Source organism: uncultured Thiohalocapsa sp., from assembly GCF_913063425.1.
Classification (GTDB): Bacteria; Pseudomonadota; Gammaproteobacteria; order Chromatiales; family Chromatiaceae; genus Thiohalocapsa.
The window spans coordinates 33,556-47,436 of the sequence record NZ_CAJXYK010000004.1 but is presented as its reverse complement, the minus strand read 5'-3'; the positions used below and the strand labels follow the sequence as shown (position 1 = coordinate 47,436).

Here is a 13,881-nt window from a genome sequence, read left to right as displayed (position 1 = left end):
GGCGGCCATGGCCGGCTTGAGCCCCGGCCGGGCCCTGCTGCTCGCCGCAGGCGCCTGGACGGCCATCGGCCTCGGCGCCGCCTGGCTGCCCGGTCTGCTCCAGGCTTGGCAGGCGACGGGGGTGGTGCTGGCGGGGCTCGCCGGCGCCGATCTGTGGCTGCTGCTCGCCACGCCCGTACCACGGATCGAGCGCCGGGTGGCCGGCATCCTGCCCCAGGGCGTCTGGTGCGACCTGGACCTGACGCTGGTCAACGCCGCATCCCGGCGGCTGCGCCTCGATCTGCACGATCTGCACCCGCCGGACGCCGAGACCTCGGGCCTGCCCGCGCGCCTGGACCTGACAGCCGCCGACCGCGCAAGGCTCAGCTATCGACTCCGGGCGCCGAGCCGCGGCCTGCGGCATTTCGCCGGCTGCGAGCTCAGGCTCCACTCGCCGCTTGGCCTGTGGGGCCGGCGCCGGCGCACGGGACCGGCGCAGGCCGTGCGCATCTACCCGAACTTCGCCGAGATCGGGCACTGGACGCTGCTCGCGGCAAGCGACCATCTGGCGGGCCTCGGCGTGCGTCGGCAGCGCCGCCGCGGCATCGGCGCCGAATTCCACCAGTTGCGGGAGTACCGCCGCGGCGACAGCCTGCGGCAGATCGACTGGAAGGCCACCTCGCGCATGCGCAAGCCCATCGCCCGCGAGTATCAGGACGAGCGCGACCAGCGGCTGGTGTTCCTGCTCGACTGCGGGCGGCGCATGCGCCACTGCGACCGCGCCGGTCACTCGCACCTGGACGAGGCCCTGAACGCCCTGCTGCTGTTGGCCTATGTGGCGGTGCGCCAGGGCGACGCCGTGGGCCTGCTCGCCTACGGCGGCGGCGAGCGCTGGCTGCCGCCGCGACGTGCACCGGATACGGTGCAGCGCCTGCTGCGCAACCTCTTCGACCTGCAGCCGTCCCTGGCCGCCGCGGACCCGCTGGCCGCGGCCCAGACCCTGCTTCAGCGCCAGCCACGCCGCGCCCTGGTGGTGCTCCTCACCAACAGCCGCGACGAGGACCAGCCCGAGCTGCTGCGTGCCGTCTCGGTGCTGCGGCGCAAGCACCTGGTGCTGGTGGCCAACCTGCGGGAGGCGGCCCTGGACGCGGCACTGGCGGACCCCGTGCACACGCAGGCCGACGCGCTGCGCTTTCACGCCATCCACGGCTACCTGGAGGCACGCACACGCCAGCACGAGCGCCTCAAGCACCTGGGCTGCCGGGTGCTGGACCTGCGGCCCGACCAGCTCCCGGCCGCGCTGGTGAACGCCTACGGCAGCATCAAGCGCTCGGCCATGCTCTGATCAGCCCGGGGCTGATCAGGGGGCCTGAAGCGCCCGGCCCGCACAGTCGGCCTCGGCGGCCCTGAGCCTGAGCCCCAGACGCCCCGCCACCGCCGCCGCGAGCCGCGCATCCATGTCCACGCGAGCAACCTCAGCCGGCGGCACCAGGTCCACCAGGCGCGTCATCTCGATCCCCGTCAAACCGCAGGGATTGATGCGGCGGAACGGGCTTAAGTCCAGATCCAGGTTCAGCGCGATGCCGTGGTAGGTGCAGCCGTGGCGCACACGCAGTCCCACGGAGGCGATCTTGGCCCCCGCCACGTAGACGCCCGGCGCATCGGCACGGGCCTCGGCGGCAACGCCGAAGTCCGCGAGCACATCGATGACCGCCCCCTCCAAGGCCTCCACGAACCGACGCACGCCGAGCTTCAGCCGGCGCAGGTCCACGAGCACATAGGCAATGCGCTGGCCCGGTCCGTGATAGGTGACCTGGCCGCCGCGGTCCGTCTGCACCACCGGGATCTCGCCCGGCTGCAACAGGTGCTCGGCACGGCCGGCCTGCCCCTGGGTGAACACGGGGGGATGCTCCGCGAGCCAGAGCGCGTCGTCCGTGGCGGCGGTGCGGGCGTCGGTGAAGCGCTGCATGGCGCGCCAGCAGTCGTGATAGGGGACACGCCCCAGGCGGCAGGGCCGCAGGGCGCGCGGCGCCGGATCGGTGCCTGTCATCGAGCGCGGGAGCCGGTGCGGCGAGGCGTCAGAGCGCGTACACCACCAGCTCGTGGGCGCTCAGCTCGCGGTAGATGGCGTCCAGCTGCGGCTTGCTCTGCGCCCGGATGCGCGCGGTGACGCTGATCCACTTGCCGCCGCGGCTGGCGCGGGTGGTGACGGCGTCCGGATCGAAGCCGGGCGCGTGGCGGTGCAGGATGTCCAGCACGACGGCCTCGATGTCCGTGTCGGCGGCGCCCATGGCCTTGATGGGAAAGGTGCACGGGAATTCCAGCAGGGTTTCGGCGTCGGTTTGCGGCTGTTGGTTGGTCACGGCGATGCTCGGGGACTTGGGTGCGGCGTCTCTGGCTTCATGTGCCGGTACAGCTTGGGGCGGCGGGGCGCCGTCTCGACCCGGCGCTGACCGCAGCGCTCAGAAGAGCCGCAGCACCGCGTCCCAGCTCCGCTGCAGAAAATTACCACGCCCCACGTCCGCCAGCGCCACGGCGGGCTCGCGGCGGATCTCGGTCTCGTCGAGCCGAAACACGATCTCCCCCACCACATCGCCCCAGCCTACGGGCGCGGTGATCTCTCCCGCCGGCTTCAGCGCTGCACTCAGCACCGGGTACTGTCCGCGCGGGATGGTAATGTAGAGATCCCGCGCCGGTCCCACCGGCAGCCTTTGCGTGTCGCCGCCCCAGACGCGCAGCGTCTCCAACGGCTCGCCGCCGGGAAACGGCCGATGCGTCTCGAAGAAGTTGAAGCCGTAGTTCAGCAGTGCCTGGCTGTCGGCGACGCGCTCCGCGTCGCTCGCGGTGCCCATCACGACCGAGATGAGCCGGCGCCCGTCGCGCTCGGCGGAGGTGACCAGGCAATAGCCGGCGGCCTGGGTATGCCCCGTCTTGACGCCGTCCACGCTCGGGTCCAGCGCCAGCAGACGATTGCGGTTGGACTGCTCGATGTCGTTGTAGGTGAAGCTCGGCAGCGAGTACCAGGCGTAATACTCGGGAAACTCGCGGACGATGGCGGCGGTCACCCTGGCGATGTCGCGCGGCGTCGTGTAGTGCTCGGGGTCCGGCAGGCCGGGGGCATTGACGAAGTGGGACCGGGTCATGCCGAGCCGGGCGGCCTCGCGATTCATCATGTCCGCAAAGCTGTCCTCGGCGCCGGCGATGTGCTCCGCGAGCGCGACGCTCGCATCGTTGCCGGACTGCACGATCATGCCCTTCAGCAGGTCTTCGATGCTGACCCGCTTGCCCACCTCGATGAACATCTTGGAGCCGCCGGTGCGCCAGGCCTTCTCGCTCACCAGGGCCTCGTCGGCGAGCTGAAGGTTGCCGGCGGCGAGCTCGCGGAAGACCACATAGGCGGTCATGATCTTGGTGAGACTCGCGGGCTCCAGGGGCTCGTCGGCGTTGTGCTCGGCCAGGATGGCGCCGCTGTCGTAGTCGACCAGCAGGTAACCGCGGGCGTTCAGGCTGGGCGGGTCCGGGATGTCCACACCCTGGGTCGGCGGCTGCGCGGCGACGGTGGCGGACAGGACGCCGACGGCCAGGGCGAGCACCAGCGCCAGGCTGATGCGGAGCAGGCGGGGGCGATCAAGACTTGAGAGGAGACGATGAAAACGGGCCTTGTTAAGCATGGCGACTCGGCTGGCTGGCACGTGTGATGCCCGGGCGCATCTCGGCCGCATTCTACCCGTGCCGCCGGGGCGGCACAGGCGCGGGGATACCGACGGGCGGCTGGTGGGCCGGGAGGCGGGTCACCCGGCCTGCCACTGCGCGCAGGCGCCCCTCAGCGCGGCAGCACCAGCGCGGGCCCGATGCCGAGCGCCGCCAGCTCGGAGGCGAGCCTTTCGGCATCCGCACGCCCGCCCACCGGGCCCACGCGCACCCGGAACAGCGCCGCGTCGCCGTCGGGGTCCGCCGCCGTGTCGGCGATGCTCACGGGGGCAGCCACCTGCCCGCCCAGGCGCCGGCGCATCTGCTCGGCATTGGCGCGGGTGCCGAAGGCACCGACCTGGAGGTACCAGCCGCCACCGGTGACCGCGGGTCTGGCCTCGGGCGTGCGCGTGGGGGCCGCCGCCCGGGAGAAGCCGGGCGGCGCGGGGTCGGCCGCGGCGGTCCGGCGCTGCCCGGTGCGTGCCGCCGGCGTTGGCGCAGACGCCGCGCGCCCGGCGCGGGCAGCACCGGCGTCGGCCGTCTCAGCGCCCCGCCGCGCCCGATAGCGCTCCAGCTCAGCGCTGGCGACGCGCAGCGTCTTCGGCACCTTGCCGTCGTGGTCCCTGGGGTCGATGGAGGTCACCTGGACCTTCGCCAAGCCCTTCTTGTCCATGCCGAGCTGCTTGGCCGCGGCGTAGGAGAGGTCGATGACGCGATCCCCGACGAAGGGTCCCCGGTCATTGATGCGCACGATCAGGTTGCGCCCGTTCTCCAGGTTGGTGACCAGCGCATAGGTGGGCAGGGGCAGGGTCTTATGGGCCGCCGTCAGCTGGTGCATGTCGTAGCGCTCGCCGCTGGAGGTCTTGCGGCCATGGAACTTGGGCCCGTACCAGGACGCGATGCCGCGCTCCACATGGCCGCGGCTGGTGGACTTGGGGTAGTAGGTCCGGCCGAAGACCACATAGGACTGCATGTTGCCGTAGCGCGCCTTGGGCTCCACCCGCGGCTCGGGGCCCGGCACATCGTCGAGGCGGACGACGCCCTGCTTAGCGCCGCCGCCGCAGCCGGCGAGCAGGAGCGCGACGGCGAGCGCGCAAAGGAGCGCTGGCGCCTGCAACCGCAGCCACCGCGCGCCGTGGCGGCGCCGGACCGCACCGGGCCGGCGCACCTCAGCCGGCCGCATCGTCGCCACCCGTCGTTTGCGCGCGCGCCGCGATCTCGCGGCTCAGCTCGAGCACGGCCATTGCATACAGATTGCTGTGGTTGTAGCGGGTTATGGCATAGAAGTTCTGGAAGCCGAGCCAGTACTCGGTGCCGTCGCCGTCGAGCGCCAGCAGCGCCGCCCGGGTGTCCGGCGCAGGCGCCGCGGCGAGCATCGCGGTGTCTGCCACAACGCCCGCTGCGTTGAGCGCCGCGAGGGTCTGCTCCGGCGGCGCCGGGCGCTTCTCGGCGACGGGGACACCCGCCGGCGGACCCGCCTTAAGCAGCGCCGGCGCGGCCACCGGGCCGCCGCGCCGCCAGCCGTGCTGGGCCAGGTAATTGCCGACGCTGCCGAGCACGTCAGCGGGGCTGTCCCAAAGGTCGCGGCGACCGTCCTGGTCGAAGTCAACGGCATAGGCCCGGTAGCTGGAGGGGATGAACTGCGGCATGCCCACGGCGCCGGCATAGGAGCCCTTGGCCGCGACGGGGTCCACGTCCTCCTCCCGCGCCAACCGCAGGAACTCACCCAGCTCCTTGCTGAAGAACGCCGCCCGCCGCGGATAGGCGAAGCCCAGGGTGCTGAGCGCGTCCAGCACGCGGTGGCTGCCGAGGGTGCCGCCATAGTTGGTCTCGATGCCGATGATGGCGGTGATGATCTCAGGCGGCACGCCGTAGGCTGCCTCCACCCGGCGTAAGAGGTCCGCATGCTCGCCCAGGAAGGCGACGCCGCCGTCGATGCGCTCCGGGGTCAGGAAGAGCTGCCGGTACTCCCGCCAGGGCTTGGCCTCGTAGGGGCGGTTCATAGCGTCGATGATGTCCTGCCGATAGCGGGCCTGGGCCATGAGCGCGGCGAGCTCGTCGCGGCCGTAACCGAGGCTGTCCGCCATGTCGGCGACAAAGGCGCGGCTGCCGGCAGCGTAGGCAGCCGGCACGTCCGCCGCCGCCGGCGGGTCCAGGCCCGCGGCGGCGAGCACGAGCGCGCCCGCGGCAACCGTCAGGAAGGAGGAGGCAGTGGATCGCATGCGATGAGCGGCTTGGCGCGAAAGGCTGATAAGCAACTTCCAGTATAGGCCAGAAGTCTCTATTTCAAAATCAGTTTCTGCCTGAGAATCCCAGCCGCCGCGGCACCAGCGCCATGCCGTCACCGCGGGGCGCCGCGGGCGTTCCGATTAACCCCCGGCCGCCCCTATGGTAGCGTTGCGCTTTCGCCGACATTCCGAGCACCCGACCCCATGGCCCTCGACAGTCAAGACGTCGCCAAGATCGCGCACCTCGCGCGGCTCCAGGTGGCGGAGGCGGATCTTCACGCCTACGCCGCTGAGCTTTCCAACATCCTCAAGCTGGTGGAGCAGATGAGCGCCGTGGACACCGCCGGCGTGGAGCCCATGGCGCACCCGCTGCACATGGCCCAGCGCCTGCGCCCGGACGCCGTCACCGAAGCGGACCAGCGCACGGCCTTCCAGGCGGTGGCGCCGGCCACCGAGGACGGCCTCTACCTGGTACCCAAGGTCATCGAGTAGCCCCGGGCCAGCCCGCCGCCGGTCGTCCCACCCAGCCACCGGCGCCGTCCCACCGCATCCCTGCCGCCACCACCCATGCACGACCAGTCCATCGCCGACCTCGCCGCGGGCCTGCGCGCGAAGCGCTTCTCCAGCCGCGAGCTCACCGCGCACTTTCTCGACCGCATCGGGCGCCTGGACCCGGCGCTCAACAGCTATATCACGGTGGATCACGACACGGCCCTCGCCGTGGCCGACGCCGCCGACCGGCACATCGCCGCCGGCGCCGGCGGACCGCTCACGGGCATCCCCATCGCGCACAAGGACATCTTCCTGACCAAGGGCGTGCGCACCAGCTGCGGCTCGCGCATGCTGGACAACTTCATCCCGCCCTTCGACGCCACCGTCGTCGAGCGGCTCGGGGCCGCCGGCGTCGTGATGCTCGGCAAGGCCAACATGGACGAGTTCGCCATGGGCTCGTCCAACGAGACCAGCTGGTACGGCCCGGTGCGCAACCCCTGGGACACCGGGCGCGTGCCCGGCGGCAGCTCCGGCGGCTCGGCGGCGGCCGTGGCCGCGGGCCTCTGCGCCGCCGCCACCGGCACGGACACCGGCGGCTCCATCCGCCAGCCGGCGGCCTTCTGCGGCATCACCGGCATCAAGCCCACCTATGGGCGCTGCTCGCGCTACGGCATGATCGCCTTCGCCTCCAGCCTGGACCAGGCGGGCGTGCTGGCACGCTCGGCGGCGGACGCGGCGCTGGTGCTTCAGGCCATGGCCGGCTTCGATGCACGGGACTCCACCAGCGCGGAGGCGCCGGTGCCGGACTATGCGGCCACGCTGGGTGAGGACATCAAAGGGCTGCGCATCGGTCTGCCGCAGGAGTACTTCGGCGAAGGGCTGGATGCCGGGGTCGAGGCATCCGTGCGCGCGGCGCTGGCGGAGCTGGAGCGGCAGGGGGCGACGCTCGTGGACATGCATCTGCCCAATGCGCCGCTGTCGGTGCCGGTCTACTACGTGGTGGCTCCGGCGGAGTGCTCGTCCAACCTCGCGCGCTTCGACGGCGTGCGCTACGGCCACCGCTGCGAGGCGCCGAAGGATCTCGAGGACCTGTACAAGCGCAGCCGGGCCGAAGGCTTCGGCGCCGAGGTCAAGCGGCGCATCATGATCGGCACCTATGCCCTCTCCGCCGGCTACTACGACGCCTACTACCTGAAGGCCCAGCAACTGAGGCAGCTTATCGCCGACGACTTCCGCCGCGCCTTCGAGCAGGTGGACGTGATCATGGGCCCCACCACCCCCACCACGGCCTTTGCGCTCGGCGCCAAGACCGACGACCCGGTGGCCATGTACCTGAACGACATCTACACCATCGCCACCAACCTGGCGGGGCTGCCTGGCCTCTCGGTGCCGGTGGCGCCGGTGGACGGCCTGCCGGCGGGGCTGCAGATGATCGGCAACTACTTCGCCGAGGGGCGGCTCCTGAACATCGCCCACCGGCTGCAGCAGGCGACGGATTGGCATCGGGCTGTTCCAGCGGCTGCCCCACGACGCCCGCCCAGTGAGACGGGAGCGCGTGATTAGAGAGAATGGCAACTGAAGGGGATCAGATGATCGATCGCAGACGCTTCACGCAACTGCTCGCCGGCAGCATTGCATCGGTGGGCCTCTTGCGCAACAGCAGCGCGGAAAAGCGCGTCCGGAGCCGATCGGAGAAGCCGAATGTCGTCCTCATTACCGTCGATGACCTGTCGGCCATGACCAACGATATCTTCGGCCATCATGGCCTCGGCTACATGCCCAACCTCAAGGCCTTCGCCGATGTGGCAACGACCTATCTGAACGGCCATGTGTTGATTTCCGAGTGCTTTCCGTCGCGCACCTCGATACTGACGGGACGCGTTCCGCACCGACACGGCCAAATGACCTTTGGTGGCAGCCTGAAGCCGAGGGTAACAACCTTGCCGGAGATACTCGCCCGGCACGGCTACTACGTCGGACTGATGGGAAAGCTAAGCCATACGATTCCATCCCGGCACGATGCAATCGATCACATCGTCGACCGCAACATGTTCATGAGCGCCCGGAGTCCGGAGCGCTTCGCCCACCATGTCGAGGCGATCATCACTGCGGCACACGCGCAGCAGCGGCCATTCTGCATCCTGGCCAACATCGAGGACCCGCATCGCCCCTGGGCGGGCAGCCCGGAGGAGCGGACCTGGAGCTCCTGGCTGCATTCGCGGGCACGCGCCGCCGTGCGCGGCTTGGGGCTCGAAGCTGCGTATCCGGACATCGCCTACAGCGGTCATCCGGATGCCAAAATCGCCGTGGACCCGGACACAGTTTTCATCCCCCCCTATCTACACGATCTGCCGGAGGTCAGGGCCGAGCTTGCGAGCTACTACACCTCCTGTATGCGGGCGGATCGCTCATTTCAGGCCATTTTGGATCAATTGCGGACGAGCGGCGACGCCGACAACACGCTCATCATCTTTCTCACAGACAACGGCCTCGCGATGCCCCTAGGCAAGGGCAATGTCTATCGCCACTCCACACTTGCCAGCCTCATGATCGCCTACCCAGGTCATCCGGAGCTCGCCGGCAAGGCATCCACGGAGTATGTCCGCGCCGTCGATCTGCTGCCGACGGTGCTCGATCTGCTCGATATAGCCGCACCGGAGGGACTCGACGGGACCAGCCTGTTGCGTCAGGCACCGGCCGATCTGCCGCGCGATCGTGCCTTCACCTATCGGCACCAGTATCCCATGCGCGCCGTGCACGACGGCGCATTCTCCTACATCTATAACCACTGGGCACTAGGCGACGAAGGCTTCCAGCGCTACCTGACCAATAACCCGACCGGTCGTGCGATCGAAGCCGGCGCAGGCGCCGACCCTGACCTCGAACGCCTTTGGAGCAAGATCCACCGGCGTCAGCCGGAGGAGCTGTACCACGCCGCAGACCGCTATTCGCTGAATGAAATCTCGGCGCAGGAGCCGACGACGGTCCAACGCTATCGGCACATGATGCTGACGGAAATGCGCCGAACCCAGGACCCGCTCACGTCCGAATACGCGACCTATGCGGAGACCGCGCCCTCCAGCGGGGCCCAAGCGCCGCCCCAAGCCGAGAGCGCAGCAATGTGAAAGCGGCCAACTGCCGGGATCAAGTGCCGGCGGTCAAGCTCCGAAGCTCGCGCGGCACAGCGCTGCCGCGATAAGCGCGGGCGGCAGCCCAGCAGCGCACGGCGTCGTCGGCGCAGCTCCTGGGAGAACGACCGATTACGTCAATGGGCACGGCCGTGGCCTGTCTCCCAGGGCGCGCGCGACCCAACTCGCCCGCTCAATCATCGGCGTCCGACCAGGCGCCGAGATGCTGCTCCAGCCGGGTCACCCGACAGCGCAAGCGCTCGATCTCGTCGATGAGCTCGAGCGCCAGTGCGGCCCCGGGCAGGTTCAGCTCCAGGTCCCGCTGCAGGCGCACGGCCCGGCGCACACGAACGACCTCCACAGCGCGGAAGACCCATTGCTCGGGCGCCGCACCCCGCGGCTGCAGCATGCCCTCCGCCACCATGGCGCGCACCTGCTCGACGCTCACGCCGCAGACCTGCGCGAGCTCGGCGAGGGCAAGCGCGCGCTGCTCGTCGAGGAGCTCCCCCTGGATGCCCGCTTGCGGCTGTGTCATGGCTCAGACCCCCAGCTTGGCGCGTGGATTGAAGGCTTTGAACCGCTCGGCGAGGGCCTCAAAGGCGGCCCGGGCGCCCGCGTCGGTCGCCGGCGGATTGACGATTTCCAGCTGCACGTACTCATCCCCCGGTGTCTTGCCGGGCAGCCCGCGGCCCTTGAGCCGCAGGCGCTGATTGCTCTGCGCGCCCGCCGGCACCTTGAGGCTCACCTTGCCGCCGAGCGTCGGCACCGACACAGTGGCGCCGAGCGCCGCCTCCCAGGGCGCGATGGGCAGGCGCAGATGGATGTCCCGGCCCTCGGCACGAAAGACGGGATGCGGAGCGAATTCCACCTCAAGGTACAGGTCGCCCGCCTCGCCCCCGCCGACACCGCCGCCCGCCTGCCCGGCGAGCCGGATCTGCTGGCCCTCGGTGACACCGGCGGGGATGCGCACATTCAAGGTGCGGGTGCGGCTCTGGATACGGCCCTTGGCGTCGATCTCCGGCACCTCCAGGCTAAGCTGGCGGGTGGCGCCATGGTAGGCGTCCTCGAGCGAGATGCGCACCCGCGCCGTCTGGTCCGCACCCCGGGAAGCGAAGCCCCCCGCACGACCGCCGAAGCCACCATCACCGCCCATGCCGCCGCCTCCCATGCCACCGAGATCGCCGAAAATGCTGGAGAAGAAGTCGCTGAACTGCGCCGCCTCCTCCGGCGACATGCGCTCGGCACGCTGCCAGCGGCGGCCGTCACCACCGGCGGCGCCGTAGCCCGGCGGCGGGCGGAACTCGTCGCCGGCGTGCCAGCCGGTACCCAGGGCATCGTACTGGGCGCGCTTCTCCGGGTCCTTCAGCACCTCGTTGGCCTCGTTGACCTCCTTGAAGCGCTGCTCCGCATCCGGCTCCTTGCTCACGTCCGGATGGTACTTGCGCGCGAGCTTGCGATAAGCACGCTTGATGTCGTCCTGGCTCGCATCGCGGGCGACGCCGAGGATCTTGTAGTAGTCCTTGTATTCCACGATGACCTCGCGCTGGATGACTCGCAACGCGCCTTATCTGGCGCCGGGCACCCCCTATTCTAAACCCCCACTGCGCGCGGGGACCGCAGGTGCGCTCGCCGATGCGTGCAGGCCGACGGGCTCAGCGCACCCGCCCGCGTCCCTCGAGCGGCGTCACGTTGCCGCGCAGCACGTTGTTGCTGAGGACAGCCTCGACATTCTCGGCAAGGTTGCGCACGAAGACCACGGGCGCACTGCCCTCGCTCTCGAACAGGTTGCCGCCGACGAACAGCGTGCCGCGACGCGACCTGTCGCCTTCGGGCATATAGGAGATCGCGGCGTTGTTGTCGGCGCGCTCGCTCTTGCGCAGCAGATTGTCGCGGACGATGGACTCCCCTCCCTCGGCGAGGTCAATGAGATAGCTGGCGCCGCCGTCGCCGTCGACGATGCGGTTGCCGACGATGGTGTTCTTGCGTGCCCTGGTCTTCACCTGGTGGCCGGTGACGGCGCCGTGCACATGGCTGCCGCGGAGCTCGAAGCTCGCGATGCGGCCGACGTAGATGTTGTGGCCCAGGCGGCCGTGGCGCTCGTAATCGACGATGTTGTGATTGAATTCCGAGTCGATGATGGCGAGCTCGCCGCGCGGATTGTGGTTGGTGAGTATGCCCATCTGATGGTGGTGGAAGTGCACGTTGCGCAGTGTGAGCTTGCCCCCCTCGGCGCGGATGCCGGCACCGGCGAAGCCCGGCACCCGGGTGCCCGACATCTCGATGTTCTCCACCAGCACATCGTTGCCCTTGATGACCCAGATGGCCTTGCCCTCGGCGGCGCGGCCCGCCGCGCGCAGGTGCGGGCGCCCGCCCACGCCGCGCAGCGTGAGCCGGTTCTGGCGCCAGGAGGCAACATCACCGCGGTAGTCACCCGCCGCGATCTCCACCGTGTCGCCGTCCTTGGCCACCCGCGCCGCGGCACTGGGCACCTTCAGCTCAGACTCCGGCCCCACCCGCAGCACCCGCGCCCCCGCCGGTGCGGCATGGACCACCAAAAGGAGCGCGAAAAGCAACACAACCAGCGACGCCCGCGACACCCAAGCGCTTCTTTGATCAGCCGACATGACTCATACCTCCCATGACACCGCCGCAGCGGTACGCGATCGCGTGTCAGCCCAGACTGCGTGAAACAAACGCCGCCGCAAGGATGCACAGGCACCCATTGCGCCGGCTGACGCCTACCCCGCCGGCCGCCCCTCGCGCCTCGCCCCTCCCACTAAGCCGGCACCGTCCGCTCCAGCGCCCAGGCCCGCAGCCGCGCGATCTGCTCGCCCATGACCACGGATAGCGGCTGGGTGGCGGCAAGCTCGGCCAGGAGCACCTCGGTGTCCGGCGCGCGCTCCTCGGCCTCCGCGGCGTAGAGGGCGGAGACCACGGCCTGCTCGATGCCGGCACCGGTGAAGCCGTCGCTGGCGGCGGCGAGCTGCCGCAGGTCGAAGCCCGCAGGGTCCAGCCCGCGGCGGGCGAGATGGATGCGAAAGATCTCGGTGCGCACGGGCGCATCCGGCAGGTCCACGAAGAAGATCTCATCCAGCCGCCCCTTGCGCACCAGCTCCGGCGGCAGTCCGGAGATGTCGTTGGAGGTCGCCACCAGGAACACGGCCGTGCTGCGCTCCGCCATCCAGGTGAGCAGGCTGCCGAGCAGGCGCTTGGGCGTGCCCTCGTCGCCCTGACCGCTGGCAATGCCCTTTTCGATTTCATCACACCAGAGCACGCAGGGTGCCATGAGGTCGGCGGTGCGCAGGGCCTCGCGCAGGTTGCGCTCGCTCTCGCCGATGTATTTGTTGTACAGCGCACCGAAGTCGAGCCGCAACAGGGGCACGCCGAAGCGCCCGGCGACGGCCTTGGCGGCCAGGCTCTTGCCGCCGCCCTGCACGCCGAGCAGCATGATGCCCTTGGGCGGGTCCACGCCCCGGCCGCCACGACCGTCGAGGAAGACCTCGCGGCGGCGGTCCAGGAAGCGCTTCAGATTGTCGAGCCCGGCCACGTCGCCGAAGCCGGCGGTCTCGTACTCGAAGGCGACGACGCCGTCGGGGCTCAGCAGCTCGTACTTGGCCCGGGTCACCTCGCTCACGTCGGACTCGGTGATGGCGCCGTCCTTGCGGATGGCGTTGCGGATGAGCCGGCGGGCGTCGGACTCCGTCACGCCAAGCAGGTTGCGCGCCAGCTGCTCCACGGCGCTGCGGTTGGCGCGGAAGCTGCGATTGGGCGCCGCGTGCTGCCAGGCCTGGGCCTCCTCGCGGATCAGCGCCAGCAGGCGGTTGCGGTCGGGCAGGCTCAGCTCCACCCGGGCTGCCAGGTGCTTCAGCTCCGCCGGCGTGGTGAGGGCATGGCTCACCAGCACCAGCCGTCGGGCCGCGGTCTGGAAGCCCTGGGCGATTTCCTTCAGCAGCCGCACGTGCAGCGGGTGGTCCAGGAAGGGATGGAAGTCGAGCAGCAGGTAGACACCGGACTGGGTGGTGGCCTTGATGTGCTTGAGCGCCGCCGCGGGCTCCGTGAGCGCCGGTTGCGGGATGTCGTACTCGGCCCGGCGCAGGCCGTCGGTGACCGTCCAGCGGAAGACGGGCTCGCCGAGGCGCAGGCCGAGCCGGGTGAAGAGCTCCAGGATACGGGGCTCCTCCCGGGACTCGATGAGCAGCAGCGGCGTGTCGGAGCGCAGCATCAGCTCCAGGTCGTGCAGGTCGGACAGCATCGGTGGCCTCGACGGTGCGCACTGGATCAGGGGAAGCCCGATTGTGCCGTCGTCGCCCGCCGCTGTCAGGGCGCGCTGTCAGGTCGCACCGTCAGGTCGCACCGTCAGGGGG

The 13,881-nt window shown here is 70.2% G+C and carries 13 protein-coding genes; 4 read left to right on the top strand and 9 right to left on the bottom strand.

Annotation, left to right across the window (positions count from 1 at the left end):
* The first annotated feature begins 7 nt into the window (after positions 1-7).
* Entirely contained in the window at positions 8-1,324 is a 1,317-nt protein-coding gene (locus QZ607_RS02865) for a DUF58 domain-containing protein (protein WP_295879443.1), read from the top strand.
* A 15-nt stretch (positions 1,325-1,339) separates the two neighbouring features.
* On the opposite strand, the gene lipB is transcribed toward QZ607_RS02865, so the two are convergent.
* The 5 genes from lipB to mltB all read right to left on the bottom strand — a co-directional run bounded on the left by lipB (position 1,340) and on the right by mltB (position 5,891).
* A complete protein-coding gene (lipB, locus tag QZ607_RS02860) occupies positions 1,340-2,029 on the bottom strand; it encodes a lipoyl(octanoyl) transferase LipB (protein ID WP_295879441.1) in 690 nt (229 codons plus the stop codon).
* Positions 2,030-2,057: 28 nt separating this feature from the next.
* Complete coding sequence (locus tag QZ607_RS02855; RefSeq protein ID WP_295879439.1) at positions 2,058-2,342, bottom strand: DUF493 domain-containing protein; 285 nt, start codon at positions 2,340-2,342, stop codon at positions 2,058-2,060.
* 99 nt (positions 2,343-2,441) lie between these two features.
* The gene (locus QZ607_RS02850) at positions 2,442-3,650 is read right to left on the bottom strand and encodes a D-alanyl-D-alanine carboxypeptidase family protein (RefSeq protein ID WP_295879438.1); all 1,209 of its coding nucleotides are present in this window, start codon (positions 3,648-3,650) and stop codon (positions 2,442-2,444) included.
* Positions 3,651-3,802: 152 nt separating this feature from the next.
* A complete protein-coding gene (locus QZ607_RS02845) occupies positions 3,803-4,786 on the bottom strand; it encodes a septal ring lytic transglycosylase RlpA family protein (protein ID WP_295879437.1) in 984 nt (327 codons plus the stop codon).
* Between the two features lie 52 nt (positions 4,787-4,838).
* The gene (gene mltB / locus QZ607_RS02840; RefSeq protein WP_295879436.1) at positions 4,839-5,891 is read right to left on the bottom strand and encodes a lytic murein transglycosylase B; all 1,053 of its coding nucleotides are present in this window, start codon (positions 5,889-5,891) and stop codon (positions 4,839-4,841) included.
* Positions 5,892-6,101: 210 nt separating this feature from the next.
* Between mltB and gatC the strand changes: the two genes are divergently transcribed.
* The 3 genes from gatC to QZ607_RS02825 all read left to right on the top strand — a co-directional run bounded on the left by gatC (position 6,102) and on the right by QZ607_RS02825 (position 9,514).
* Entirely contained in the window at positions 6,102-6,389 is a 288-nt protein-coding gene (gatC, locus tag QZ607_RS02835; RefSeq protein ID WP_295879435.1) for an Asp-tRNA(Asn)/Glu-tRNA(Gln) amidotransferase subunit GatC, read from the top strand.
* 75 nt (positions 6,390-6,464) lie between these two features.
* Positions 6,465-7,952 carry an Asp-tRNA(Asn)/Glu-tRNA(Gln) amidotransferase subunit GatA gene (gene gatA / locus QZ607_RS02830; protein ID WP_295879432.1) on the top strand — a complete coding sequence of 496 codons (1,488 nt, stop codon included), beginning with the start codon at positions 6,465-6,467 and terminating at the stop codon, positions 7,950-7,952.
* Between the two features lie 26 nt (positions 7,953-7,978).
* The gene (locus tag QZ607_RS02825; RefSeq protein ID WP_295879429.1) at positions 7,979-9,514 is read left to right on the top strand and encodes a sulfatase-like hydrolase/transferase; all 1,536 of its coding nucleotides are present in this window, start codon (positions 7,979-7,981) and stop codon (positions 9,512-9,514) included.
* Between the two features lie 196 nt (positions 9,515-9,710).
* Here QZ607_RS02825 and QZ607_RS02820 read toward each other — a convergent pair whose 3' ends face one another.
* The 4 genes from QZ607_RS02820 to QZ607_RS02805 form a co-directional block, all read right to left on the bottom strand.
* Positions 9,711-10,052 carry a chaperone modulator CbpM gene (locus tag QZ607_RS02820; RefSeq protein ID WP_295879427.1) on the bottom strand — a complete coding sequence of 114 codons (342 nt, stop codon included), beginning with the start codon at positions 10,050-10,052 and terminating at the stop codon, positions 9,711-9,713.
* A 3-nt stretch (positions 10,053-10,055) separates the two neighbouring features.
* Positions 10,056-11,048, bottom strand: coding sequence for a DnaJ C-terminal domain-containing protein (locus tag QZ607_RS02815; protein WP_295879694.1), 993 nt, complete (start codon positions 11,046-11,048; stop codon positions 10,056-10,058).
* Positions 11,049-11,169: 121 nt separating this feature from the next.
* Positions 11,170-12,141: a right-handed parallel beta-helix repeat-containing protein gene (locus QZ607_RS02810; RefSeq protein ID WP_295879425.1), complete on the bottom strand. Its 972-nt coding sequence runs from the start codon at positions 12,139-12,141 to the stop codon at positions 11,170-11,172.
* Between the two features lie 152 nt (positions 12,142-12,293).
* A complete protein-coding gene (locus QZ607_RS02805) occupies positions 12,294-13,769 on the bottom strand; it encodes an AAA family ATPase (protein WP_295879422.1) in 1,476 nt (491 codons plus the stop codon).
* Positions 13,770-13,881 lie beyond the last annotated feature (112 nt).